This window comes from Brevibacterium sp. CFH 10365, assembly GCF_009299785.1.
Classification (GTDB): domain Bacteria; phylum Actinomycetota; class Actinomycetes; order Actinomycetales; family Brevibacteriaceae; genus Brevibacterium; species Brevibacterium limosum.
In genome coordinates, this window is the sequence record NZ_VIGO01000002.1 from 462,085 (window position 1) to 487,430 (window position 25,346).

General features: G+C 64.0%; 26 protein-coding genes. 2 read left to right on the top strand and 24 right to left on the bottom strand.

Translation table 11 applies throughout. The features are described 5' to 3' along the window. Window positions 1–4: 4 nt before the first annotated feature. From FHG09_RS05570 to FHG09_RS05580, 3 genes are all read right to left on the bottom strand, one after another. The gene (locus FHG09_RS05570; protein ID WP_152346682.1) at window positions 5–211 is read right to left on the bottom strand and encodes a hypothetical protein; all 207 of its coding nucleotides are present in this window, start codon (window positions 209–211) and stop codon (window positions 5–7) included. 88 nt (window positions 212–299) lie between these two features. Beyond that, window positions 300–614, bottom strand: a complete 315-nt coding sequence (locus FHG09_RS05575; protein ID WP_152346683.1) for an MTH1187 family thiamine-binding protein — start codon at window positions 612–614, stop codon at window positions 300–302. An 86-nt stretch (window positions 615–700) separates the two neighbouring features. Further along, window positions 701–1,891, bottom strand: a complete 1,191-nt coding sequence (locus FHG09_RS05580; RefSeq protein ID WP_152346684.1) for an acetyl-CoA C-acetyltransferase — start codon at window positions 1,889–1,891, stop codon at window positions 701–703. A gap of 232 nt (window positions 1,892–2,123) precedes the next feature. Between FHG09_RS05580 and FHG09_RS05585 the strand changes: the two genes are divergently transcribed. Further along, window positions 2,124–3,764: a cell division protein gene (locus FHG09_RS05585; RefSeq protein WP_152346685.1), complete on the top strand. Its 1,641-nt coding sequence runs from the start codon at window positions 2,124–2,126 to the stop codon at window positions 3,762–3,764. A gap of 117 nt (window positions 3,765–3,881) precedes the next feature. Here FHG09_RS05585 and FHG09_RS05590 read toward each other — a convergent pair whose 3' ends face one another. Then, window positions 3,882–4,178: a hypothetical protein gene (locus tag FHG09_RS05590; RefSeq protein WP_227492560.1), complete on the bottom strand. Its 297-nt coding sequence runs from the start codon at window positions 4,176–4,178 to the stop codon at window positions 3,882–3,884. Between the two features lie 30 nt (window positions 4,179–4,208). Between FHG09_RS05590 and nucS the strand changes: the two genes are divergently transcribed. Beyond that, the gene (nucS, locus tag FHG09_RS05595) at window positions 4,209–4,904 is read left to right on the top strand and encodes an endonuclease NucS (RefSeq protein WP_152346686.1); all 696 of its coding nucleotides are present in this window, start codon (window positions 4,209–4,211) and stop codon (window positions 4,902–4,904) included. Window positions 4,905–5,076: 172 nt separating this feature from the next. Here the strand turns inward: nucS and FHG09_RS05600 are convergent, their stop codons facing one another. The 20 genes from FHG09_RS05600 to FHG09_RS05695 form a co-directional block, all read right to left on the bottom strand. Beyond that, a complete protein-coding gene (locus FHG09_RS05600; RefSeq protein ID WP_152346687.1) occupies window positions 5,077–5,769 on the bottom strand; it encodes a hypothetical protein in 693 nt (230 codons plus the stop codon). A gap of 753 nt (window positions 5,770–6,522) precedes the next feature. Next, window positions 6,523–7,836 (bottom strand): UDP-N-acetylglucosamine 1-carboxyvinyltransferase, encoded by a 1,314-nt coding sequence (gene murA, locus FHG09_RS05605; protein WP_152346688.1) that lies wholly within the window; start codon window positions 7,834–7,836, stop codon window positions 6,523–6,525. Beyond that, window positions 7,836–8,303 (bottom strand): DUF2550 domain-containing protein, encoded by a 468-nt coding sequence (locus FHG09_RS05610; RefSeq protein ID WP_139466987.1) that lies wholly within the window; start codon window positions 8,301–8,303, stop codon window positions 7,836–7,838. The genes murA and FHG09_RS05610 overlap by 1 nt, the downstream gene beginning before the upstream one ends. A gap of 22 nt (window positions 8,304–8,325) precedes the next feature. Continuing rightward, complete coding sequence (locus FHG09_RS05615) at window positions 8,326–8,586, bottom strand: F0F1 ATP synthase subunit epsilon (RefSeq protein ID WP_101545515.1); 261 nt, start codon at window positions 8,584–8,586, stop codon at window positions 8,326–8,328. A gap of 3 nt (window positions 8,587–8,589) precedes the next feature. After that, a complete protein-coding gene (atpD, locus tag FHG09_RS05620) occupies window positions 8,590–10,038 on the bottom strand; it encodes a F0F1 ATP synthase subunit beta (protein WP_152346689.1) in 1,449 nt (482 codons plus the stop codon). A 26-nt stretch (window positions 10,039–10,064) separates the two neighbouring features. After that, complete coding sequence (locus FHG09_RS05625) at window positions 10,065–10,997, bottom strand: F0F1 ATP synthase subunit gamma (RefSeq protein ID WP_152346690.1); 933 nt, start codon at window positions 10,995–10,997, stop codon at window positions 10,065–10,067. Window positions 10,998–11,028: 31 nt separating this feature from the next. Next, the gene (atpA, locus tag FHG09_RS05630; RefSeq protein WP_152346691.1) at window positions 11,029–12,663 is read right to left on the bottom strand and encodes a F0F1 ATP synthase subunit alpha; all 1,635 of its coding nucleotides are present in this window, start codon (window positions 12,661–12,663) and stop codon (window positions 11,029–11,031) included. 81 nt (window positions 12,664–12,744) lie between these two features. Next, window positions 12,745–13,551 (bottom strand): F0F1 ATP synthase subunit delta, encoded by an 807-nt coding sequence (locus FHG09_RS05635; RefSeq protein WP_152346692.1) that lies wholly within the window; start codon window positions 13,549–13,551, stop codon window positions 12,745–12,747. Further along, a complete protein-coding gene (locus tag FHG09_RS05640) occupies window positions 13,551–14,102 on the bottom strand; it encodes a F0F1 ATP synthase subunit B (RefSeq protein ID WP_152346693.1) in 552 nt (183 codons plus the stop codon). Before FHG09_RS05640 ends, FHG09_RS05635 begins: the two co-directional genes overlap by 1 nt. Window positions 14,103–14,121: 19 nt before the next feature. After that, entirely contained in the window at window positions 14,122–14,346 is a 225-nt protein-coding gene (gene atpE / locus FHG09_RS05645; RefSeq protein ID WP_101572413.1) for a F0F1 ATP synthase subunit C, read from the bottom strand. A 79-nt stretch (window positions 14,347–14,425) separates the two neighbouring features. Next, entirely contained in the window at window positions 14,426–15,238 is an 813-nt protein-coding gene (gene atpB / locus FHG09_RS05650) for a F0F1 ATP synthase subunit A (protein ID WP_227492561.1), read from the bottom strand. Between the two features lie 263 nt (window positions 15,239–15,501). Further along, window positions 15,502–15,948: a hypothetical protein gene (locus FHG09_RS05655; protein WP_152346694.1), complete on the bottom strand. Its 447-nt coding sequence runs from the start codon at window positions 15,946–15,948 to the stop codon at window positions 15,502–15,504. Beyond that, complete coding sequence (locus FHG09_RS05660) at window positions 15,945–17,054, bottom strand: MraY family glycosyltransferase (RefSeq protein ID WP_152346695.1); 1,110 nt, start codon at window positions 17,052–17,054, stop codon at window positions 15,945–15,947. Before FHG09_RS05660 ends, FHG09_RS05655 begins: the two co-directional genes overlap by 4 nt. Beyond that, complete coding sequence (locus FHG09_RS05665; protein WP_152346696.1) at window positions 17,055–17,705, bottom strand: L-threonylcarbamoyladenylate synthase; 651 nt, start codon at window positions 17,703–17,705, stop codon at window positions 17,055–17,057. It abuts the gene before it with no gap. Between the two features lie 70 nt (window positions 17,706–17,775). Next, window positions 17,776–18,711: a peptide chain release factor N(5)-glutamine methyltransferase gene (gene prmC, locus FHG09_RS05670; protein WP_152346697.1), complete on the bottom strand. Its 936-nt coding sequence runs from the start codon at window positions 18,709–18,711 to the stop codon at window positions 17,776–17,778. A 1-nt stretch (window position 18,712) separates the two neighbouring features. Next, window positions 18,713–19,789 (bottom strand): peptide chain release factor 1, encoded by a 1,077-nt coding sequence (prfA, locus tag FHG09_RS05675; protein WP_152346698.1) that lies wholly within the window; start codon window positions 19,787–19,789, stop codon window positions 18,713–18,715. A 1-nt stretch (window position 19,790) separates the two neighbouring features. Further along, entirely contained in the window at window positions 19,791–21,797 is a 2,007-nt protein-coding gene (gene rho, locus FHG09_RS05680) for a transcription termination factor Rho (protein WP_152346699.1), read from the bottom strand. 224 nt (window positions 21,798–22,021) lie between these two features. Further along, a complete protein-coding gene (gene thrB, locus FHG09_RS05685) occupies window positions 22,022–22,924 on the bottom strand; it encodes a homoserine kinase (protein WP_152346700.1) in 903 nt (300 codons plus the stop codon). Window positions 22,925–22,926: 2 nt separating this feature from the next. Continuing rightward, window positions 22,927–24,012: a threonine synthase gene (gene thrC / locus FHG09_RS05690; protein ID WP_152346701.1), complete on the bottom strand. Its 1,086-nt coding sequence runs from the start codon at window positions 24,010–24,012 to the stop codon at window positions 22,927–22,929. Window positions 24,013–24,014: 2 nt separating this feature from the next. After that, window positions 24,015–25,322, bottom strand: coding sequence for a homoserine dehydrogenase (locus FHG09_RS05695; protein WP_152346702.1), 1,308 nt, complete (start codon window positions 25,320–25,322; stop codon window positions 24,015–24,017). Window positions 25,323–25,346 lie beyond the last annotated feature (24 nt).

A 25,346-nucleotide genomic window follows, 5' to 3' on the forward strand; every position in this document is an offset into this window, starting at 1 on the left:
CATCTCAGTAGTGACGGGCCGCGTTCTCCATCGACTTGCGTACTGTCACAAAGGACACGACGACCACTCCCGTCATCGCAAGGATGACAGCCACAGCTTCGATGCCGAAGGCGAAGTCGACGATGATCGGGAAGAACCCCGCGAGCATGAAGCCCAGCAACGCGACCAGCGTGAGTGCCGTGGCAATTGAGAAGAGCTTTGCACCATTCATTGTCCATCTCCTTCGATCGGCGCATCCGATGGAAAAAGACTAACGCCAGACACGGCTCACGTCACTGAAAATTTGAGAAGAATTCGCCTCAGTCGTCTCCGCGGGCGTCGATCGCCTTCTCCAGGCGCTCGAGTTTGCCGTCGATCTCGCCGGAGTAGCCGGGCCTGATATCGGCCTTGACCACCAGCGACACCCGGGTGCCGAACTGGCCGACGGCCTCGGTGGCGTCTCTGATGACCGCGAAGACTTCGTCCCATTCGCCTTCGATGGTCGTGAACATCGAGTCCGTGCGGTGCGGCAGACCGGAGTTGCGGACGATCTCGACGGCCGCTGCCACGGCGTCGTGGACCGAAGCATCGGCCCCTTCTCCCCCGCTGGGGGCGACTGAGAAAGCTGCGAGCATGGTGGTGATCCCTTCTTTCCGATGCGGTGGGGAACCGATCGGCTCCCCACCGCTCTTTCTGTCTGACTCGGGTCGGTCGGCTCTGCTCAGGCCTGAGCAGGCACTGTCACGATGAGCGAATCGCCCTGCCCGCCGCCGCCGCAGAGGGCGGCGATTCCCGTGCCGCCGCCTCGGCGCTGGAGTTCGAGGGCAAGGGTGAGGACGACTCGTGCTCCCGAGGCGCCGATCGGGTGGCCCAGTGCGACGGCCCCTCCGTTGACGTTGACCTTGTCCTCGTCGACGCCGAGGTCCTTGGCACTGGCCAGGCCGACGGCGGCGAAGGCCTCGTTGATCTCGTAGAGATCGAAGGAATCGGCTGCGACGCCTTCGCGTTCGGCAGCGGCCCTGATGGCCTGTGACGGCTGGTGCTGGAGAGTCGAATCGGGCCCAGCGGTCCATGCGTGGGACCGGACTTCGGCGAGGATCGGAGCGCCCAGCTCTTCGGCCTTCTCACGCGACATGACGACGACAGCGCAAGCCCCGTCGGAGATCTGGGAGGCATTGCCGGCGGTGATCGTTCCGTCTTTGCGGAAGGAGGGGCGCAGCTTGGACAGGGACTCGACGGTCGTATTCGACCGCACTCCCTCATCGACGGAGACGGTGACATCGCCCTTACGCGAGCTGATGGTCACGGGAACGATTTCGTTCTCGAACGCCCCGGACTCCTGCGCCGCGGCGGCTCGCTGGTGCGAACGAGCAGAGAACGCGTCCTGCTCGGCGCGGGAGAATTCGCGGTCACCGGCGTTGGCCTCTTCGGTCAGTCCGCCCATGGCCTGATCGGTGAATGCGTCCCAGAGACCGTCGTAGTCCATATGGTCCTTGACGACGACGTCGCCGTACTTGTAACCCGAACGCGACTTCGTGAGCATGTGCGGAGCCTGGCTCATCGACTCCTGCCCGCCGGCCACCACGATGTCGTACTCGCCGGCCCGGATCAGCTGAGCGGCCTGGGTGATCGTATTGATCCCCGACAGGCACAGCTTATTCACCGACACAGCCGGAACGGACATGGGAATACCGGCCTTGACCGCCGCCTGACGACCGGGACCCTGACTGTTTCCGGCCTGCAGAACCTGGCCCATGATCACGTAGTCGACGTCAGAGCCCTGAATTCCGGCGCGATCGAGTGCACCGGCGATGGCTTCGGCGCCGAGCTCGACGGCGCTGAGTTTCGACAGCTCTCCCTGCAGTCGCCCGAACGGTGTGCGCGCTCCGGCGACGATCACTGCATCAGCCATATTTCCTCCTCGGATTTCCGCGCCCGGACTCTGTCCGCGACACGTAAGCATTTCGACATCCACCAGCCTAGTCGAGGCCCATGTGGCCTGCATCACGGGGTCCGCTCGGCCCTGCCGGCGGAGCCTCGTCCACACTCTCGCATTCGCACCCAACACTCATGGAGTCTCCGTTAGAGTAGGACGAGGACAGCCTAAGAACACCCCCTTTCCAAGATGACAGGAGTTCGCTTCAGTGACGCCCACCGAAGAATTCCGCACAGCGATGCGCGGCTACGAGAAGAGTGAAGTCGATTCGCGTCTGCAGCAGCTGCGCACCGAGGTCGAGTCGGTTCGCAAGGCGTTGGCCGATGCGCGCAGTCAGGTCATCAATGCAGATCGGGCGAAGCTGCAGATCGCCGGAGAGCTCTCTGAAGCCAAGGCACAGCTGAAGAAGGCTGCCAACGACAACGCAGAGGCCGCCGGTCCTCCCGGCAGCCGCATCGACCATCTCCTCAAAATCGCCGAATCGCAGGCCCGCGAGACCCTGGCTCAGGCCAATTCCGATGCTGAGACGATCCGGAACAAGGCCCGCGCCGAGGCGGCTTCCGCTCGCGCTCGGATGCACACCGAGAGCAATGACACCCTGTCCAATGCCCGCTCCGAAGCCGACGCGATCACATCCTCGGCAGAGCTGCGCGCCGAAGAGACGATCAAGGCCGCTGAGAAGCGCGCAGCGGAGCTCAGCGCGACCACCGAACGAGAGACCAATCAGGCCAAGGAAGCGAATGCCGCTTCCGCGAAGGAAGCTCGCGAGAGCCTCGATCTCGAACTCTCCGAACTGCGGGCGACTGCGGAGAAGGAAGCTGCAGATCTGCGCGCAGAAGCCAAGGCCGAGGCCGAGGAGACCGTGGCTGCCGCACAGGCACAGGCCGATGAGCTGCTCAAGGCCGCGAAGGCCCGCGATGAGGCGTCGAAGAAGGCCGGAAACGAATTCGACGTCGAACTCGCGAACAAGCGCAAAGAAGCCGAAACCGAACGCAAGAAGCGCTACGAAGAGGCTCAGGCTGAGAACAAGAAGCTCATCGACGAGGCTCAGGCACGCGCGGCGAAGGCCGACACCGAGGCGAAGGAGGCTGCCGAGCGCGCGGAGCAGACCCGCACCGACGCGGTGAAGAAGGCTGACGAGATCATCGCCGATGGAAAGTCTCGCGCCCAGACGCTCATCGCCGAAGCTCGGGCCACCGCAGAGGCGACCATCGAGGAATCCGCGGCGGAAGCAAAGCGCAATGTCGCCTCGGCACAGTCGCAGGTCGATCTGCTCACGAAGCAGCGCAAGACGATCACCGCTCAGCTCGATCAGCTCCGCTCCCTGTTTGCGATGCCCGGAGTCATGGGCGGCGACTCGGTGGATCCGGCGAAGGCCGAATCGGCTTCTCACGCCACTGAGCAGATCGCCGACGGTCAGGAACTCGAAGATCTGCTGGCCGACGATGACTCATCGGATGCGGCGAAGGACGACGATTCCGCGGAGTCGACTGGGACTGCGAAGTCGACCGACGCCGAGGCTGATTCGGCCGGGGCCGCCGAGTCCGAGGATTCGAAGGCGACTGGAGCTTCGAAGGCGACCGGAGCTTCCAAGAGCGACGGCGCCGGAGCCGAGGAGAACGGCTCCGCGAAGTCCGGCGCCGAGTCGACTGATGATTCGCAGGCGACTCCTGATTCGAACACTGCTGCAGAGTCGGCTGCTGACTCCGCCGACGATGATGAGGACACGAAGGGCGAAGACCTGCCCAACGGCGCCACTGACGAGGACACCATCTCGATCGACGCTCAGGTCTCCGGCTCGAAGAAGAACAGCTCGAAGACGTCACGCTCGCGCAACTCGCTTCGCTGAGACCGACTGAGACGAATATGAGGAAGGGGCCCGCTGCTGCGGGTCCCTTCCTCATTGACGGCCTCGGAGCTCGGTCGACCGAAGACATTCAGCCGACGGACCTCCGACCGTCCGAACTCACCTGAAGCGGTCGAAGCAGCGCTGATGCCAGTGTCGTCTGCTCTCGACTCCGATTTCGATTCCGTGTGGGGCGTCCTGACGCCACGCCACGATATGGCTGGCATCTGCGCTGACGTCGCGACCACAGCCCGGGCAGACATAGACCTTGCCGGAGTCGTTTCCCTTCACGGTCTGCACAGACCAGGTTCCGTCCGGCAGCGTACGGCTCGTCCTCATGCCTGCCACCGACGAAGACAGGTCGCGGGGAGCCTGCTGCCATTTGTTCTTGCGACGCGAGGATGAAGATCGTGGCATTGAGCCATTGTCTCACGTAGGCTGAAGCGCGTGCGTCTAGTCATAGCCCAATGCTCCGTTGATTATGCCGGTCGTCTGACCGCCCACCTGCCGATGGCCACCCGCCTCATCATGCTCAAGTCCGACGGCTCGGTTCTCATCCATTCCGACGGCGGTTCCTACAAGCCGCTGAACTGGATGACTCCCCCGTGCACGGTTCGGCACATCGAGCCCGATGCCGAGCAGACAGAAGCCGGGCTGACCGAGCTGTGGGAAGTCTCGCAGACGAAGACGGGCGACCGCTTGGTCATCTCAATCGCTGAGGTCCTCGCTGACGACACCTATGAGTTCGGTGTCGATCCGGGGCTGGTCAAGGACGGTGTCGAAGCACACCTGCAAGAGCTGCTCGCCGAACACATCGAAGCCCTCGGCGAAGGCTACAGTTTGGTTCGCCGCGAATACATGACGGCGATCGGACCGGTGGACATCCTGGCTCGCGACGATGGGCAGAAGTCGGTGGCGGTCGAGATCAAGCGCCGTGGCGATATCGACGGTGTCGAGCAGCTCACTCGCTATCTCGAACTGATGAATCGCGATCCTCTGCTCAGCCCTGTCCGGGGAGTCTTTGCAGCTCAGGAGATCAAGCCGCAGGCACGTACGCTCGCGGAAGACCGCGGCATCCGCTGCGTTGTCCTCGACTACGATGCCCTCCGCGGTATGGACGACCCGGAGTCACGCCTCTTCTGACCACCCGCCGTGAGCCACCTGCTCACTCCCCGGCACACACTCCCTTCGTCGATCAAGCCTCCCCGCATCCGTCCGCCCTCCCCACGCACTCTTCTCGTCGATCAAGCCTCCCAGCGTCTATCAGCCGGTCTGCCGATCGATATATGCGGCCCACCTTGAACGACGGCAGATATTACGCCCCGCCGCGACGCCTGTCGTTCACAACGACACGTCGTCGAACCGCCTCCTTTATCCGCAGGAAGACGTCTGCAGCGAACAGGTCACTCCGTCTGATGCGGAAGACTGCCCACCCCTCATTGCGCAATGAGTACTCCCGACGTCGTTCGAGTTCGAACGTCTCCTCCGGATTCGCGCCGTCGAGATAGTATTTGCCCGCTCCGTCGAATTCTGCGATGACCTTGGCACGCTCATTTGCGAAGTCGGTCCGGCCCAAGTGCTTGCCGTGTTCATCCCAGACGTCGACTTGCGGTACGAAATCGGGGATGGAATGTTCGACGAATCGCACCGCACAGATCGACTCTGCCACGCTCTCCCGTCGACTGTCGACATTGTCGAGCGCTCTGCGGATCTTCCGGGCGCCTGTGCGCACCGGATGGGATTCGCAGTAGGACCGGATCTCTTCGATAGTCACGACGGAACTGCGCACAGCCGAATCCAGCACTGCAACGGAGAACGCGAGCGTGCTGTCCCGAGCGACGTCGAGCAACGTCTGCAGAACCGTCGTGACCGGGGCCCCGTTGACGATCTCTCGGGCACTGCGATCGTGGGAGCGTCGTCGCACCAGCATCTTCGCAAGACGCACACCGCTGCGCGGACTCACCGATTCGGCAAACACATCGTCTGAGTCGACAAACGGTATCGACAAGCCATGAACGATCAGTGCGCTGCGGTGAGAGAACACCGCATCCGGCGGCAGCCGATCGACATACGATCTGACGAGGATTCTCAAGTCCTCCGTCCGCTTGCGCAAGCCTGTCGTCTCCTTCGGCAGCGTGGTGGTGGGGGCCACCGCGATCGCATTGACGAAACCGTGGTCCGGGTCCGCGCACTCCGCTGTGACAACGTACCTCCCTCGTTCCAGACGTCGCAGACAACATCGTTCGGCCGCTTTGATTCGGTGACAGTCCCATCCTGCCGCGAGCAGCTCGGCCGTCGACACACATCCGTACATGCCATCAAGCATGACCGACCGGCACCGAGGGGGCCAGAGTGAGAAATAGCCCTGTGGACAACCGGCGACTGAACGTCACAGGCCACACGATTCTCTACGTGGTCCTCACCGCGGGTCTAGGCTCCGGCTCGAACATCCGCCGGCGACACCGAATCTGCTGTCAGGTGTGTGTACCGGAGATGCCGAATCCCGTCACCGGTCAAGCGTCAGCGCCGATGTAGTGCCGTAGACCTATGGACGAACGGGGGCCGACGTGAACGGGCGAGGAGAGTACGGGTAGACGGGCCGACGCTTGAACGAGATTCGTTCGGCGGAAGCGATCTCGCGCAGCGAAGTAGAGTGCGGCGAGCAACGGGGCCAACGGCCGAGTGCACCCATGGGCGTGTCGAGAGGCAGAAGGGGTGAAACACTCACGATCGTACGAACGTGCGCACCGTCCGAGGTGGCCTAATCGAAGCTGAGAACGTCTCGCTTCTCGACTCGCTCGATGTGGACACCCAGACTGCGCAGATTCTGGACGAAGTTCTCATAGCCGCGTTCGATGTGATCGATTCCCGACACTTCGGTCACTCCCCCGGCTCGCAGAGCCGCCATGACCAGGCCTGCTCCTGCTCGGATGTCGGAGGCCTCGACTTCGGCACCGGAAAGGCTCTCGCTGCCGGTGACGAGCGCATGATTGCCGTCGATGCGCACTTTGGCACCGAGTCGGGCGATCTCCTGCACAAAGCGCCAGCGGGCTTCGAACAGGTTCTCCGACAACAGGCCGATGCCGTCGGAGACAGAGTTCAACGCGATGACGAAGGGCTGGAGGTCGGTCGGGAACCCGGGGAACGGCATGGTGGCGACCCGGATGGCATGAGGGCGCTCCGCACCGATGACGCGGAACCCCCGACCCCGTGTCCCGTCACCGAGAATGATCTCTCCCAGGTCTTCGACCGTGGCTCCCGAATCCCGCAGCTTCATCCCGATATTGGGCATGATGTCGAGTCCGACTCCGCGCACGGTCACGTCGCCGGCGCTCAGAGCAGCGCCGAAGGCATAGGTTCCCGCGACGATGCGGTCCCCCACGGTCCGGTGGGTGACCGGGTGCAGCGAGTCCACACCCGTGATGGTGAGGTCGGAGGTGCCGATTCCCTCGATCTGCGCGCCCATTTCGACGAGCATCGTGCAGATGTCGACGATCTCGGGTTCACGCGCGGCATTGGCGATGGTGGTGGTGCCATGGGCGAGGGTCGCGGCCATGACGAGGTTCTCGGTCGCGCCGACAGACGGGAATTCGAGGACGATCTCGGTGCCGCGCAGACCGTCCGGTGCTTCTGCGACGAAGTAGCCGTGGTCGAGATGGACGACAGCGCCCAGCGCTTCGAGTCCCGCCTGGTGCATGTCGAGCCCGCGGGAGCCGATGGCGTCACCGCCGGGAAGAGCCACATGTGCGGCTCGCATCCGCGCGGTCAGCGGACCGAGGACGGAGATCGACGCCCGCATTGCGCGGACGAGCTCGTAGTCGGCCTGGATGCCGACTTCGGCGGGGACGTCGATGCTCACGACGCCGTCTGCGGCATCGTAGTCGACCTCGCAGCCGAGGCGGACGAGCAGTTCGACCATGATCCGCACGTCGAGGATGGCAGGGACGTTGGTGATGGTGGTGCGTCCCACGGCGAGGAGACTTGCGGCCATGAGTTTGAGGACGCTGTTCTTCGCGCCTCTGACATCGATGGTTCCCGCCAGCTGTGCGGGCCCGGTCAAGCGGAAGACATCCATCAGGTGAAACGTCCCATCGTCGGATTGAAGCCAGGGGGTGAGGATTCGAGCCACGAAGCCATCGTGGACAGGGATTCGGTGTCCATTGCCAAGGACACGGATCTCGGACGACCGTCCGCTTTGCCGTAGGAACAGTCGACGACGACTGCCTCCGGCAGAACCGAGTACTGCTCTCCGGAAGTGGGCTTGCGCCGCACGAGGATGTCCAGATCCGCTCGCGGCAGCCGGAAAGCCGCGCGCCGAGTCAGAGCGAAGACGGGGTACCAGTCCAGGGAGGCGACCGAGAACACAGCCACTCCCAAACGCCAACGTGGGCGAGAAGAATACTCCTCGCCCACGTTGATGGAACAGTCAAAGGCACCCGAGAGCTTCGAGATCGACCTGCGTCGGATCGTGACGACCACGATCAGAGCAAGCGCGAGTCCTACCAACGAGAGCAGAACGATCAGCAGGACAGAAGGGTTCACGGTTGCCAGTGTAACCTGCGGATCAGAGAAGTTCGGCCTGATCAGCGGCAATGATCACACGGTTGTTCTCCACCGACAGGAATCCACCATCGGCTTTGACCCTGATGGTGTCCTCTCCGGGGGTGAGAATCCGCGCTTCGCCGTCGGCGACGACACCCAGCACGGGCTCATGGCCCGGCAGGATGCCGATCTCGCCGTCGAGTGTGCGGGCGATGACGCGCTTGGCCTCACCGACCCATACCTCGCGATCAGCAGCCACGACATTCACTTCGAGTGTCGCCATGGCTTACTTCTGCATCTCTTCGTAGTTGCGCATGACATCGTCAAGGCCACCGACGTTGAAGAATGCCTGCTCCGGGATGTGGTCGACTTCACCGGAGCAGATCTTCGAGAAGCCTTCGATCGTGTCGGCCAGCGGCACGGTCGAACCGGGAACCTGGGTGAACTTCTCAGCGGTGTAGGTGTTCTGCGAGAGGAACTGCTCGATGCGACGCGCGCGGTGAACGACGAGCTTGTCCTCTTCACCGAGTTCGTCGACGCCGAGGATGGCGATGATGTCCTGCAGTTCCTTGTTCTTCTGCAGAATCGCCTTGACCTCGTTGGCCACGCGGTAGTGCTCGTCACCGACGATCAGCGGATCGAGGATGCGCGAGGACGAAGCGAGCGGGTCGATCGCCGGGTACAGACCGCGCGAGGCGATGTCACGGCTGAGCTCGGTGGTCGCGTCGAGGTGGGCGAAGGTCGTCGCCGGTGCCGGGTCGGTGTAGTCATCGGCGGGAACGTAGATCGCCTGCATCGACGTGATCGAGTGACCACGCGTCGAGGTGATGCGCTCCTGCAGCAGACCCATCTCGTCAGCCAAGTTGGGCTGGTAGCCCACGGCCGAGGGCATGCGACCCAGCAGGGTCGACACCTCGGAGCCGGCCTGGGTGAAGCGGAAGATGTTGTCGATGAACAGCAGCACGTCCTGGTTCTGCACATCGCGGAAGTACTCCGCCATGGTCAGCGCCGACAGCGCCACGCGCAGACGGGTGCCTGGGGGCTCATCCATCTGGCCGAACACCAGGGCGGTGTCCTTGAAGACTCCTGCCTCATCCATTTCCATGATGAGATCGTTGCCCTCACGGGTACGCTCGCCCACACCGGCGAACACCGAGGTGCCCGAGTGGTTGTGCGCGATGCGGAAGATCATCTCCTGGATGAGAACGGTCTTGCCGACGCCGGCGCCTCCGAACAGACCGATCTTTCCACCCTGGACATAGGGGGTCAGAAGGTCGATGCTCTTGATCCCGACTTCGAGGATCTCGGTCTTGGACTCGAGTTCATCGAAGGCCGGAGCCTGACGGTGGATGGGCCACCGCTCAGAGATCTCCAGCTCCTCGCCGTCGGCGAGGTTGAGGCAGTCTCCGGTGGTGTTCCACACATGGTGCTTGGTCACGTCTCCGACGGGGACGGAGATCGGTGCGCCGGAGTCGACGACTTCCTGTCCGCGGATAAGGCCGTCGGTCGGCTGCAGCGACACGGCGCGGATCAGTCCGTTGCCCAGGTGGAGCGCAACCTCGAAGGTCAGCTTCCGAGTTCCTTCGGACAGTTCCACCGACGTGGTCAGTGCATTGTAGATCTCGGGCACGGAGTCGAGCGGGAACTCGATGTCGACAACCGGGCCGATGACTCGGGAAATCCGGCCGAGGGCAGTGCCCTGTGCCGGAAAGGTTTCCGTTGCTGTGGCAGTCATGGTCTCTTTCTCTCTGCTCTCGCCGGTCAGTCGCCGGCTGCCGATGCCGCGAGGGCATCCGCCCCACCGACGATCTCGGTGAGTTCCTGGGTGATTTCCGCCTGGCGAGCCGTATTGGCCAACCGGGTGTAGGTCTTGATGAGATCATCCGCGTTGTCCGTGGCTGTCTTCATCGCCGCCTGTCGCGAGGCCTGCTCGGATGCCGCTGCACTGAGCAGCGCAGACAGAATGCGCGAATCGATGTATCGCGGCAACAGGGCGTCGAGTACGGCCTCCGCACTCGGTTCGAACTCATAGAGCGGGAACGCGGGTGCTTCGGACGCGCCGCCGGTCTGTCCGCCGGTCGATGCCTCGTCGGCATCGACGACCTCCAACGGAAGCAGTCGCCGGTATTCCGGATCGTGCGTGACGCTGGAGACGAAACGGGTGAAGACGATGTAGATCTCATCGATCCCGGAGTCCTCGGACTCTGGGTCGAAGTTCTCCAACAGCGCCTCACCGATCTCGCGGGCATGCTCGGCCAACGGGTTCTCGGAGATACCTGTCCAGGACTTCTCGATCTTGCGATCGCGGAAGGTGTAGTAGTTCTTGGCCTTGCTGCCGACCGAGAACAGATCCACACTCTTGCCCTCGCCGCGCAGAAGCCGAATGAGTTCCTCGGCTTCGCGCAGCAGGTTCGCCGAATAGGCACCGGCGAATCCGCGATCGGGACCGATCACGAGTACGGCAGCATGCTTGACGTTGTCCGACTCCGTGGTCAGAACGTGGTCGACGTTCGACTCGCTGGCCACTGCCGAGACCGCCCGTGTCAGGGCGTTCGCGTAGGGGCTCGCGGCCTGCGAGCGGGCAATGGCCTTCTGAATCCGCGAAGCAGCGATGAGCTCCATCGCCTTGAAGATCTTCCTCAAGGACTGAGTCGAGCGGATCTTCTGCTTGAAGACCCTCTGCTGGGCTCCCATCAGTTCTTCCTTTCGCCGTTACGGAACAGGTTCAACGCTTCTGCCGAACGATCTGCTCCTGCTCGACCTCGTCAGAGGACGCGGCTGCGGTGTCTTCGCTGCCGGCCTTCGACCCGCTCTGATCCGAGCTGGCGAAGTTCTGCGAGAACTCGCCCAGGACGCTCTTCAGCTCTTCGGACGTGTCGTCGTCGAGCTTCAGCGTCTCACGGATGGTCGTGAAGATACCGGTCTTGCGTTCGATGTGATCGTGCAGTTCGGACTCGAAGCGGAGCACGTCTTCGACCGGAATATCGTCGAGGAAGCCGTTGGTTCCGGCGAAGATCGACACGGTCTGCTTCTCGAACGGCATCGGCGCGTACTGACCCTGCTTGAGCAGTTCGGTCAGGCGGGCACCACGAGCCAGATCGCGCTTGGTCGCATCGTCGAGGTCGGATGCGAACATCGCGAAGGCCTCGAGCGAACGGTACTGAGCCAGCGAGATCTTCAGCGTGCCCGAGACTCCCTTGAGAGCCTTCGTCTGAGCGGCACCACCGACTCGCGACACGGACACGCCGACGTCGACGGCAGGACGCTGACCGGCGTTGAACAGATCGGACTGCAGGAAGATCTGACCGTCGGTGATCGAGATGACGTTGGTCGGAATGAACGCACCGACGTCATTGGCCTTGGTCTCGATGATCGGGAGACCGGTCATCGAACCGCCGCCGAGCTCGTCGGAGAGCTTCGCGCAGCGCTCCAGCAGACGCGAGTGCAGGTAGAAGACGTCACCGGGGTAGGCTTCACGGCCCGGCGGACGACGCAGCAGCAGGGACACGGCGCGGTAGGCCTCAGCCTGCTTCGACAGGTCGTCGAACACGATGAGGACGTGCTTGCCGTCGTACATCCAGTGCTGACCGATGGCGGAGCCTGAGTAGGGAGCCAGGTACTTGAAGCCTGCGGGGTCCGAAGCGGGCGAGGACACGATGGTGGTGTACTCGAGCGCACCGGCTTCTTCCAGCGAACGGCGGACGCCGGCGATGGTCGAGCCCTTCTGTCCGACGGCCACGTAGATGCAGCGAACCTGCTTCTTCGGGTCTCCGGTCTCCCAGTTGGCCCTCTGGTTGATGATCGTGTCGATCGCCAGAGCGGTCTTGCCGGTCTTGCGGTCACCGATGACCAGCTGACGCTGACCACGGCCGACGGGGATCATCGCATCGATGCTCTTGTAACCGGTCTGGAGCGGCTCACGCACTTCCTGGCGGTCCATGACGCCGGCGGCCTGGAGCTCGAGCTCACGGCGACCGACGCTGTCGATGTCTCCGAGTCCGTCGACGGGCCGACCCAGCGGATCGACGACTCGACCGAGGTATCCGTCGCCGACCGGGATCGAGAGGACCTCGCCGGTGCGATAGACGTTCTGTTCTTCAGCGATTCCGGAGAACTCGCCGAGGATGACGACGCCGATCTCGCGCTCGTCGAGGTTCTGCGCCAGGCCCAGGGTGCCGTCTTCGAACCGCAGGAGTTCGTTGGCCATGGTGCCGGGCAGACCCGAAACGTGAGCGATACCGTCACCAGCGGTGACGACCTTGCCGACCTCGGCCTTTTCCGAGCTCTCAGGGTTGTACGAGTCAACGAACTTCCCGAGAGCGTCCCGGATCTCTTCCGGGCGAATTGTCAGTTCCGCCATCTGGTTTCCCTGCTTCCTTTTCTCAAATCTTGCGTCCGGCGACCGGTGGGCCGCCGATGCCGGAGAAGCCGGCCACTAGTGTCAACCTGCGAGCTTGCGCTGCACATCGGCCAGTCGATCGGCCACGGTCGAGTTCATCATCTCGTCGCCGACCTGCACCCGGACTCCCCCGATGACCTCGGGGTCGACCTGGACATTGAGGACGAGTTCGCGACCATAGCTGGCCGACAATGCCGCCTGCAGCCTTTCGGTCTGCGACTCGCTCAGCGGTCTGGCGACGGTGACGTCCGCAACCGACCGCTGCTGACGGGCGGCGAGGATATCGCTGTACTGATCGAGCGCCTTCGCCACACGGAGACCGCGCGGGTGCAGTGAGGCCTGTTCGACCAGCGTGATGGTGTCGGGCTGTGCCTTGCCGGAGAGCAGGTCAGACACCAGAGTGCGTTTGCTCTCGTCGGTGGCCTGCGAATCAAGCGCGCGGGACAGCTCGTGGTTGGATTCCAGCAGACGCGCGAAGCGGAAGATCTCCTCTTCGACCTGTCCCAGCTGTCCAGCTGCCTGTGCGGCAGCGGCAATCGCTGTCACACCGGCGACTTCGAGACTGGTGACGAGGTCCTGGGTCCGAGCCCAGCGGCGGCTGACTGCCTTATCGCTGATGCGCAGAACCGCATCCGTGATCCGAGTCGAGAACAGAGTCCGCAGCAGCTGCTGCTTCCTCTCGGCCGACTCGGAGGAGTCTGCCAGAGCCTTGCGCAGTCCGACGTTCTCGGCGAGGACGCCGACGACTGCCAGGGTCTCCTCACCGATCTGTCGAGACTCTCCCCCGGAGATCTCGGAATTCGCGGTCTCGAGGACGGCCTGCAGGGACAATCTGCTCGACTGGAGCATCACGCCCCCTTGACCGGCTGCGCGGACGTGTCGGACTCGAGATCGGAGATGAAGCGATCGACCACGTTGGCCGAACGCTGATCATCGGTGAGAGACTCACCGACGATGCGCGAAGCCAGGTCCGTCGCAAGAGCGCCGACCTCGGAACGCAGCTGCACCATGGCCGCCTGACGTTCGGCGTCGATCTGAGTCTGTGCCTGAGCGATGATGCGATCAGACTCGGAATGAGCCTGGGCCTTCATGTCGGCGATGATCTGGGCGCCTTCTTCCTGAGCCTCGGCGCGCAGTCGTGCCGCTTCGGCACGACCGTCGGCGAGCTGCTTCTGATACTCGGCCAGAGCCTGATCGGCTTCGGCCTGCACCTTCTCTGCCTTTTCAATTCCACCCTGGATGCGCTCGGCGCGCTCGTCGAGGGTCTTATTGAAGGCGGGAAGGACGTACTTCCAGACAACCAGGAAGACGATCAGCAGACAGACGGCACTCCAGACGATGTCGTACAGCGCCGGGAGAAGCGGGTTCTCCGCGGAGGCGACGATGTTTACCGGAGTCATCTTTCAGTCCTCTTCGAGATCAGGGCAGGAAGAACGGGGTGGCGATACCGATGAGGGCCAGGGCCTCGATCAGAGCGATACCGAGGAACATGTTTCCGCGCAGGGCGCCGGCCATCTCGGGCTGACGAGCGGTTCCTTCGATGGTCTTGCCGATGACGATACCGACACCGATACCGGGACCGATGGCGGCGAGGCCGTAACCGATCGTCGAGACGCTACCTTCAACTGCGGCGAGCATATCCATAGGATGCTTTTCCTTTCATAATGAAGCCGGGTGGTTGGCCCGACCGTGCAACTCGTGAGTTACGGTTCTGGTTGCGATCTCAGTGTTCGTCCGAGATCGCGGCATTGATGTACACACAGGACAGAAGAGCGAAGATGTAGGCCTGCAGCACGACGATGAGCATCTCCAGGATGAAGACGAACATGCCGCCGGCGAAGGTGACGATGCCGAAGAACTGGAATCCGTTCGAGGCGTCGAAGAGGAAGAAGCTCGTGGCGGAGAAGCAGAGGACGAGCAGGAGGTGGCCGACCATCATGTTCGCGAAGAGTCGGATCGCCAGTGTGAACGGCTGGGTGACGAACTTCGTGATGAATTCGATCGGAATGAGCAGGATGTGCATCGCCGGCGGGACGCCGGGCAGGATGAGCGAATCCTTGAGGTAGCGGCCGAGTCCCTTCTCTGCGATGCCGGCCCAGTGGTAAGTCACATAGACAACGAGGGTCAGCACGATCGGCATACCGATGACGCCGGTGCCCGGCATATTGAGGAACGGAATGAGCTTCGTGACGTTCCAGAAGAGGATTCCGAAGAAGATCGCCACGATGAGCGGCATGAACTTCTTGGCTTTCTCCTTACCCATCGTGTCCTCGGCGATGCCGACGGTCACGAATTCCATGGCGAGCTCCATGCTCGACTGGAAGCGGGACGGAATGAGCTTCATGCGCTTGGCCCAGACAGCCAGAAGCACAACGACGGCGACGGTGGCGATGATGCGGATGAGCATCACGCGGTTCATTTCGAATGGTGTGCCCTCAAAGAGGAACGAGGCTGGAAAGAACTCAGCCATCGACGGTGCGTGGAAGCCGCCTTCTGCAGCACTGACTGTTGTGTTCGCGGCGTTGAGTGTTCCCACGTTTTTACTACTCTCCCATGGTCAAGGGCCCTGATGGCCTGGCCTTGGCCCCGCACTGATGGCGAGGCTTGAGGTTCAGGAGCGACAAAGGGCGAAGATCCGCCCAAGCACCGGAACTACTCTACCAACTGTAGAGAGTGACCGACAAATTCATCAGGCTTCTCTGTGCAATTTCTGTCAACGATCTTATCCGACACGTCATTCGGCTCGAAACGCACCCCGCGACTTGTCTCGGACGGGCGCGGAGACGAGGTCCCGGGCGCCTATTTCGCTTCCGGGTCGACATAGGGAACGCGTCCCTTGACGACCGTGATCGCCTCGACGAGCGACGAGCCGATCACCGCGACGACGATCGTGAAAAAGGCGACCGTGCCGTCGAGCCAGACAGCATCCTTGATCCGCCAGATGACGATCATGAAGATGAAGGCCTTGAACAGGAATCCCATGCCGAGGAACCCGGCGATCGCGGTCAGTCCCATATTCCGGCCCACGTACATGATCACGAGGGTGATGATGATGAAGACGGCGGCCAGTCCCCCGCCGACGGCGCCGCCGACTAGCCCGGGAGTGCCCGAGACCAACCAGCCGATGCCCATTCCGAGGGCAGCGACAACGAGGACGAGGATGATGCCGCGGATGAGCAGCGTCCTCCACACGCGGGTCCATGCTGCTTCGACTTCGGTCTCTCGGCGCGGAATCGGGTCGGTCACGAGATTTCCTCTCTGGCTTTCTGACGCATGCGAAGGGGATAGAAGGTGAAGATCAGGGTGATGGCCACGAGACCGCCGATGACCCAGGCCACGAACAGCCAACCTTTGAACAGCAGGAGCACGGAGCCGAAGGCGATGAGCGCCGTCCACGTATAGAGGATGAGCACCGCACGTGCATGGGAATGCCCCAGACGCAGCATCCGGTGGTGGAGATGTTTGGCATCGGCGGAGAACGGAGACTGGCCGGCGCGCAGTCGACGCACCACGGCCAGACCGAGGTCGAGCAGCGGCAGGAACATCACAGCCACCGGCAGGATGATCGGCATGAACGTCGCGAAGGCTCGCTCCTGGCCGATCAGCGCAGGGTCGACCTGCCCCGTGACCCGGATCGTCGAAGCCGCGAGCAGCAGCCCGATGAGCATCGAACCGGAGTCGCCCATGAAGATCCTGGCCGGATTGAAGTTGTGCGGCAGGAAGCCGAGGCAGGCCCCGACGAGGATCGCAGTGATGAGCGAGGCGAGGTTCGCATACGACTCCGGCGAGGCGTCGCGTGCCAGCCAATAGGAGTAGATGAAGAACGCTATGCCGCCGATGGCGACGACTCCCGCGGCGAGCCCGTCCAGGCCGTCGACGAAGTTCACCGCGTTGATGGTCACGAGGACCACGAGGACGGTGACGATGATCGACATCCTCGGTGAACCGATGATCACTCCGCCGAAGGGTATCGACAGCAACGCCACACCCTTGATCGCCATGAAGCCTGCGGCGAGGGCCTGGCCGGCGAGCTTCGCCATCCAATGCAGATCCCAGATGTCGTCGATGACTCCGAGCAGACACAGCAGACCGGCGGCTCCTGCGATGCCGATGATCGGACCCAGGTCGACGAAGATCCGGTTGAGGAACGGCATCTGGGAGGCGAAGATGAGCCCGGCCAGGAGCCCGCCGAACATCGCCACTCCGCCCAGCCTCGGCGTCGGAACGGAATGGACGTCACGGGCACGCAGAGGTGAGAAGATCTTTCCTCGTTCGGCCACCCGCTTGACCATGGGAGTCAGCAGGTACGCCACGAGGGCGGAGACGATGAGGATGAAGAGGTAGGCGCGCACTCAGCCGTCCAGGTCGATGAGCTCGGGCACGATCTCGCGCAGCTCCTCGGCGGTGATCGGGCCGCGCCGCAGGATGCGGGGCACGTCCCCGCTGAGGTCGATGATGGTCGAGGACATCCCCGTTTCCCGCACTCCCCCGTCGACGTAGATGTCGACATCGTCGCCGAGCATCTCCTGCGCTTCATCGGCGTTCTGGGCGGCGGGCCGTCCGGAGATATTGGCACTCGACACGGCCAGCGGTCCGGTGCGGCCGAGCAGGGCCAGGGCTGACTCGTCATCTGGCATGCGCACGGCCACGGTTCCATGGGTGTCGCCGAGATCCCAATCGAGGGAGGGCTGAGCGTTCGCGATGATCGTCAGCGGTCCGGGCCAGAACTTCGCAGTCAGCGCCAGCATGGTCTCATCGACCCCGTCGACGAGACCGAAGACGGTCTCCGCACGCGGGACGAGAACCGGAGGCGGCATGTCTCGACCGCGGCCCTTGGCCGCGAGCAGCGCCGCCACGGCCGAAGCACTGAAGGCATCGGCGGCGATCCCATAGACCGTGTCGGTGGGGATGACGAGCAGATTGCCTGTGTCGACGACTCGAGCGCACTCGTCGAAGACGAGCTCACGGATGTCGGCTTGGCTGACGTCGAATCGTCTCGACACGAGTTCTCCGTTTCGAATGTTCGGGTTGTGGTCTGGGCCGTGCACGGCACGGATTCGTCTCCGGTGTCTCCTACGACGAGCGGCGTGCCACCGTATAGCGGTCGCGTCCAGTGTAGTCCTGGAGCGTGGCGGCATCTCTCAGACTGGCCGTAGCTGCCAGCAGTTCACGCGCCCGAGCGCCCTGCTCCTCACTGTGTTCCATGAGGAAGAGTCCACCGGGTCGGAGCATCCGCTCGGCCTCAGGGATGATCAGCGCCGGAATCTCCAGACCCGAATCCCCGCCGTAGAGCGCGACAGCCGGATCGTGCTCGGCGACTTCCGGATCCCGCGGGACTGCCGCATCGGGAACATAGGGCGGGTTCGTCACCACGATGTCGGCACGGTCGCGCAGATCGGGTCGCTCCTCGGTGACCTTCGTCGCATCTCCGGCGATGAACTCGACGGTCGACTCGCCGAGGCGGCTGTGGGCGAGGTTCTCCCGGGACCATTCGAGCGCTGCCGGTTCTAATTCGAAGCCGAGGACGTCGACTCCATCGAATTCGGTGGCCACGGACAGCGAGATCGCTCCCGATCCCGAGCACAGGTCGATGACGAAGGGGCGTCGCTCACCGTCGTTCGACGGCGTTGCATCGAGGCCGGCTGCTGCGGACAATTCGACGAGTTCGGTCAGGACAGCTCCAGCGAGGAGCTCGGTCTCCGGCCGCGGCACGAAGACCCCGGGGCCCACCTTCAGCTCCAGGTGCCGGAAGTGGGCGATGCCGGTGAGATGCTGCAGCGGAATCCGTTGCCGACGCAGGTCACAGAGTTCGGCGAATCGCCTGCTCACACCGGCAGGCACGGGGTCGTCGAAGAGTCGGCGGCGGCTCAGAGCCGACCGATCGATCTCCCAAGCGTGAGCGAGCAGTTCGACGGCGTCTGCTTCGGGGGTCGCGATTCCTGCGTCGGAGAGCAGATTGACGGCCCCACGCAGGATCTCCGAGACGAGAGTCGGCCTGACGGTGTCCAGGTCAGTCCCCCAGCGCGTCGAGGCGAGCGGCCTTGTCGGCGTCTCGGCAGGACCCGATGACGGGATCGAGGTCGCCGGCCAGCACCTGGTCGAGGTTGTAGGCCTTGTACCCGGTGCGGTGATCGGTGATCCGATTCTCCGGGAAGTTGTACGTGCGGATGCGTTCCGACCGGTCGACCGTACGCACCTGTGAGCGGCGGATGTCTGCGGCTTCCGCCGCGGCCTCCTCCGCCTGTTTGGCTAGGATCCTGGCGCGGAGCATGCGCATCGCCGCGTCCTTGTTCTGCAGCTGTGACTTCTCGTTCTGGCAGCTCGCGGTGATTCCGGTCGGCAGGTGGGTGATGCGCACAGCGGAGTCGGTGGTGTTCACGGACTGGCCGCCGGGGCCCGAGGAACGGTAGACGTCGATGCGCAGATCGTGCTCGTCCAGCTGGACCTCTTCGGGCTCATCGACTTCGGGGAAGACGAGCACTCCGGCCGCCGAAGTGTGGATGCGGCCCTGGGATTCGGTGACCGGAACTCTCTGGACCCGGTGCACTCCGCCTTCGAACTTCACCCAGCCGTAGGCGCCGTCATCCTTGGCTTTGACAGCAAGGGTGACGTCTTTGTAACCGCCGAGATCCGAATGAGTGGCGTCGAGGATCTGGCTCGACCACCCCCGCGAATCGATCCACCGCTGATACATCCGCAGCAGATCGCCGGCGAACAGTGCGGATTCGTCTCCGCCTTCGCCGGCCTTGATCTCGATGATCGCGTCTCGGGAGTCATCCGGGTCGCTGGGGACCAGGAGATCCTTGAGCTCACCCTCGGCCGTGTCCATCTCTGCCGACAGCCGCTTCGCCTCGGCGGCGAAGTCGGCATCGTCCTCAGCCAGTTCCACGGCGGCTGCGTGGTCGGCTTCGAGTTGGGCGAAGTGCCGGGCGGCCGCGGCGACTCTGTCGAGTTCCGCGTACCGCCTGGTCAGCTTCTTGGCCCGGCCGGCGTCGGCGTGGACCGCGGGGTCGGAGAGCTCCTCCTGCACCCGCGCATGCTCATCGAGCAGAGCGCTGACGCTGGCCGAGAGGGTGTCGTCGACCATCTCAGCTGTTGTCGGTCGAAGACTTCGGCAGCGGGGTCGTCTTCTGCACCTGCATGAGGAACTCGACGTTCGAGCCGGTCTCCTTGAGCTTCGACATGAGCAGTTCGACTGCCTGCTGCTGTTCGAGGCCTGAGAGCAGTCGGCGCAGCTGCCACATGACCTTGGTCTCCTCGCCGGTCATGAGCATCTCTTCACGGCGGGTGCTCGAGGCGTTGACGTCGATGGCCGGGAAGATGCGCTTGTCGGCGAGCTGACGGCTCAGGCGCAGCTCCATATTGCCGGTGCCCTTGAACTCTTCGAAGATGACTTCGTCCATCTTCGAGCCGGTCTCCACGAGAGCGGTGGCCAAGATGGTCAGCGAGCCGCCGCCTTCGATATTGCGTGCGGCACCGAAGAACTTCTTCGGCGGGTAGAGCGCATTGGCGTCGACACCACCGGAGAGGATGCGCCCGGATGCCGGCTGGGCGATGTTGTAGGCACGGCCCAGGCGGGTGATGTTGTCCAGCAGCACGACCACATCGGAGCCCATCTCTACGAGACGCTTGGCGCGTTCGATGGCGAGTTCGGCGATCGTGGTGTGGTCGTCGGCCGGACGGTCGAAGGTCGAGGCGATGACTTCGCCCTTGACCGCCCGCTGCATGTCCGTGACTTCCTCGGGACGTTCGTCGACGAGCACGACCATGAGGTGCGCTTCGGGGTTGTTCTCGGTGATCGCGTTGGCGATCTGCTGCATGATCGTCGTCTTGCCCGCCTTGGGCGGTGCGACGATGAGTCCGCGCTGGCCCTTGCCGATGGGGGTGATGAGATCGATGAGGCGGGTCGAGTGCAGCTTCGAGGTGGTTTCGAGGCGCAGACGATCCTGCGGGTAGAGCGGGGTCAGCTTCGAGAATTCGACGCGGCTGCGTGCATCGTCGACGGTGAGACCGTTGACGGAGTCGAGACGGACGAGGGCGTCGAACTTCTCGCGCTTGTTGCCCCGCTGCTCGTTCTCACGCGGCTGGCGGATCGCGCCGGCGACGGCATCGCCCTTGCGCAGTCCGTTCTTGCGCACCATGGATGCCGAGACGTAGACGTCGTTCGGTCCCGGCAGGTACCCGGAGGTGCGGAGGAAGGCGTAGTTGTCGTGGACGTCGAGGATGCCGCCGACAGGGATGAGGACGTCGTCGTTGCGGATTTCCGGCTCGTCGTTGCCGCGGCCGCGGCGCTTCCGATCCCGGCCTCGTCCGCGACGGTTGTTCCCGCGGTCGTCATCGTCGTTGTTGCGGTTGCGACGATCATTGCGATCGTTGTTGCCGCCGCGATCGTTGCGGTGTCCGCGGTCGTTTCCGCCGTTGCGGTCGTTTCCGCCGTCCCGGTCGCTGTTGCCCCGGCCGTTGCGGTCGTTGCCGCTGCGGTCGTTGCGATTGTCGTCGGAACGCTCGTTGTTCTTGCCGCGACGGTCATTGTCGCGTCCTCCGTGGTCCTGGCCGCCGGATCGGTCCTGGCCGCCGGAGCGATCGGAGGTCTCCTCGCCGCTGGTGTCGCGGTCGTCGGTCTGGGACTCGGAGCCCCGCGAACGCGAACGGCTGCGGCGGGAGCGCTGACGATCCTGGTCGTCGTTCGCTTCCTCGGTGGGTGCTCCACCGGACTGGTCTGCACCCGACTCCTTCGCCGACGAGGCGTCGGAGCTCGGTTCGATGATGAGCGCCGGAGCGTCCTCGGACGCGGATGCGGCCGAACGACGCGAAGAGCGACGGTTCGTCGACTCCTGCTTCTTCTCGGCCTGCTTCTCCGCCGACTTCTCGGCCTTCGCGGCCGGCTCGGCGGCAGACTTCTTCTCGGCGGGGGCAGACTTCGCCTCAGCGGATCCGCCCGAATGGCTGTTGATGGCGTCGATCAGTTCGCTCTTGCGAAGGCGACGGTAACCCTTGATTCCCAGCCCGGCAGCCATTTCTTGGAGCTGAGGCAGCCGCAGCGCTGTGAGGCTGCCGCTGCGCGGGGTGGAATCCTGAGTGGTGGTTTCAGACACGAAGGTCCTTCTCCCTCTTTCGGCCGTGCGGCATGTGCCGTTTGCTCACGGCGACGGAAACACCATTGACGGTGCGTTGTGAAAGAAAACCTGCTAAAGAATGAGCAGGAGATGTTCCAGAATGTGTGACATCGGCGACGGACCTGTGAAGAACAGCGGGAAGCCGTGCCCTGTCGGAACACCCACAGTCTACTTGTTCGGAGACGATCTTGCGAATCGTTTCCTCAATTTTCTCGGCTCACCCGATAACCACCGAGGTCAATCGCGGTGCGCTGAGCGACGACGCCTGCCGGAACGAGGGCCTCGGGCACCGCCTCGGCGAGGACGAGCACTGTCGGCCCGGCTCCGGAGATGACGGCCGGAAGCCCCTCGGCCCGCAGCGAATCGACGAGTGCCATCGACTCCGGATAGGCGCTGCGACGGAACTCCTGATGGAGCTGATCGCGGGTGGCTTCGAACAGCACCCGCGCGTCATTGCTCAGTCCGTGGACGAGCAAACCGGCCCGCGCCGAGTTGTCCGCCGCGATCGCATGATCGATGCCTGCGGGGATGAGCCCCCGGGCGACCTCGGTGTCGAGGCGGAAGGAGGGGACGAGCACCGTGACCGTGTCGAGTGTGCGCACGGGCACCTGCCAGGACTTCACGGGTGCAGACAGCGAGACGGTGAGGCCGCCGAAGATCGCGGGCGCAGCATTGTCCGGATGGCCTTCGACGGCCGTGGCGATCTCCAGTATCCGCTCCCGGCTCAGCCGCACTCCCGTGGTCGAGGCACCGAGTTCGGCGGCGAGGCCGATCCCGGCCACGACCGCTGCCGCCGATGAGCCCATCCCCCGAGAATGGGGAATCCGGTTGACGCAGTCCAGCGACACACGCGGGCCCAGTTCGGCCGCGGCGGAGGGGAATTCGGAGTCCAGCACCTCACCGATGATCCGCATGATCAGGTGCGTGCGATCCCGCGGCAGCACCTCGGCGCCCTCCCCCGTCACCTCGACGCAGCGGTGCGGGTCCACCGCTTCGTCGTGGACGGTGAGAGTGAGGGTGTCGACGATGTCGAGGGCCAGCCCGTACGAGTCGTAGCCGGGTCCCAGATTCGCCGAGGTGGCCGGGACCTCGAGTCGGACGCGCACGCTCAGCTGTCCTCGAGACCCAGCGCGCGGGCGGCACTGACGGCGTCGATGGAGACCCGCTCGGGCTCGATATCGGATCCGTCCGCGGTGTGCAGGGCCCAGCTGGGGTCCTTGAGTCCGTGCCCGGTCACGGTGACCGAGATCGTCGCATCGGCGGGGACTCTTCCCGCGTCGGCCATCTTCAGCAGTCCCGCCACCGAGGCGGCCGAACCGGGTTCGACGAAGATGCCCTCTTCGCTGGAGAGGATCTTGTGAGCGGCGAGGATCTCGTCGTCGGTGACCGAATCGATGACGCCGCCGGAATCGTCGCGTGCCGTTTCGGCCTGCGTCCAGCTGGCGGGGTTGCCGATGCGGATCGCGGTCGCGATCGTGTCGGGCTCGTCGACCGGGTGGCCGAGCACCAGCGGTGCGGCACCGGCAGCTTGGAAGCCCCACATCTGCGGCAGCTTCTGGGAGACCCCGTGTTCGCGGTATTCGCTGTAGCCCTTCCAGTACGCCGTGATGTTGCCGGCGTTGCCGACGGGCAGAACATGGATGTCGGGGGCATCGCCGAGGACGTCGACGACTTCGAAGGCCGCGGTCTTCTGACCTTCGATGCGGTCGGGGTTCACCGAGTTGACGAGATGGACCGGATAGGACTCCGAGAGCTTGCGGCACAGAGTCAGGCAGTCGTCGAAGTTGCCGTCGACTTCGAGCAGGGTCGCCCCGTGGGCGATCGCCTGGCTCATCTTTCCCGGCGCGATCTTTCCGCTGGGCACGAGCACGGCGCAGGTCAGTCCGGCCTTCGTGGCGTAGGCGGCGGCAGAGGCCGAGGTGTTGCCGGTCGAGGCGCAGATGACGGCTTTGGCGCCATGGGCCACGGCCTTCGTGATCGCCATCGTCATGCCGCGGTCCTTGAAGGACGAGGTCGGGTTGAGGCCCTCGTACTTCACCCACACTTGGGCACCGGTGCGCGCGCTGAGCTTCTCCGCCCTGATCAGTGGGGTCCCGCCTTCGCCGAGGGTGACTGCAGGAGTGTCAGCGGAGATGTCGAGGAGGCTGCGGTATTCCTCGACGACGCCCTGCCACTGGTGTCTGGGGTAGTTCATTGTCACTGTCCTTCTACGCGGATCACGGATTTGACGGTGTGGACGACAGACAGATCGATGAGTCGATCGACCGTCTTCTGCAGTGCCGAGTCGGTGTTCGAGTGGGTGGCGAGCACGAGTTTCGCGTGCTGGACACCGTGTTCGTCGATATCGCCGATCGTCTGACGCATGAGTTCGATGGAAGCCCCCTCGTCGGCGAAGACCTCGGAGACCGCGGCGAGCACACCGGGACGGTCCACCACGTCGAGGGTGATGTGGTACCGAGTCGTGATCGAGGAGATGGGCAGGATCGGGTAGTCCTCGTGGAAGGGACGTTCGTACTGTCCGCGTCCGCCGAGGACCTTGCGGCGAGCCACGGACACGAGGTCGCCGAGCACTGCGGAAGCGGTCGGTGCTCCCCCGGCGCCCTGACCGTAGAACATCAGCTCGCCGGCCGCTTCGGCTTCGATGAACACGGCGTTGAAGGCGCCGCGGACGGACGCCAGCGCATGGTTGCGGTCGAGCAGCGCCGGGTACACGCGCGCCGAGAGTCCGGCCCCGGTCGGCGACGAGGCGACGCGTTCGCACACGGCGAGGAGTTTGATGACGAACCCCTGGTCCCGAGCGGTCTCCACCATTTCGGCGGTGATGTCTTCGATGCCTTCGACGTGGACGTCGTCGATCGATACAGGGGCGTGGAACGCCAGCGAGGACAGGATCGCAGCCTTCGCCGCCGCATCGTGTCCGCCGATGTCAGCAGTCGGATCCGCTTCGGCATAGCCGAGCTCCTGTGCGGCGGTCAGTGCCTCGTCGAAGTCCCAGCCTTCCGAGTCCATCTGGTCGAGGATGAAGTTCGTCGTTCCGTTGACGATGCCGATGATGCGTTCGATCCGGTCGCCGGCCAGAGAATCGCCGACGGGACGGATGATCGGGATCGCACCGGCCACTGCGGCTTCGTGCTCGAGACGGACACCGGCGGAATCGGCTGCGGACATGAGCTCGCCGTAGCTGGCGGCCAACAGCGCCTTGTTCGCGGTCACGACCGATGATCCCTGGCGCAGCGCCGAGGTGATGAGCGAGCGGGCCGGTTCGATCCCGCCCATCAGCTCAACGACGATATCGGCTCCGGCGATGGCCGCCTCGGCGTCGGTCGTGAGCAGCTTCTCATCGATTCCCGGCCGGGCCCTCGACGTGTCACGGACGACGATGGCGCTGAGCTCCAGCGGCGCACCGATGCGTTCGGCCAGGCCCTCTGCGCGGTTCTGAATGCGGGCGGCGACTTCCGTGCCGACGACTCCGCATCCGAGCATGGCAACCTTCAGTGCCTGCATTTCCTCACCTTTTCCGCTCTTGTC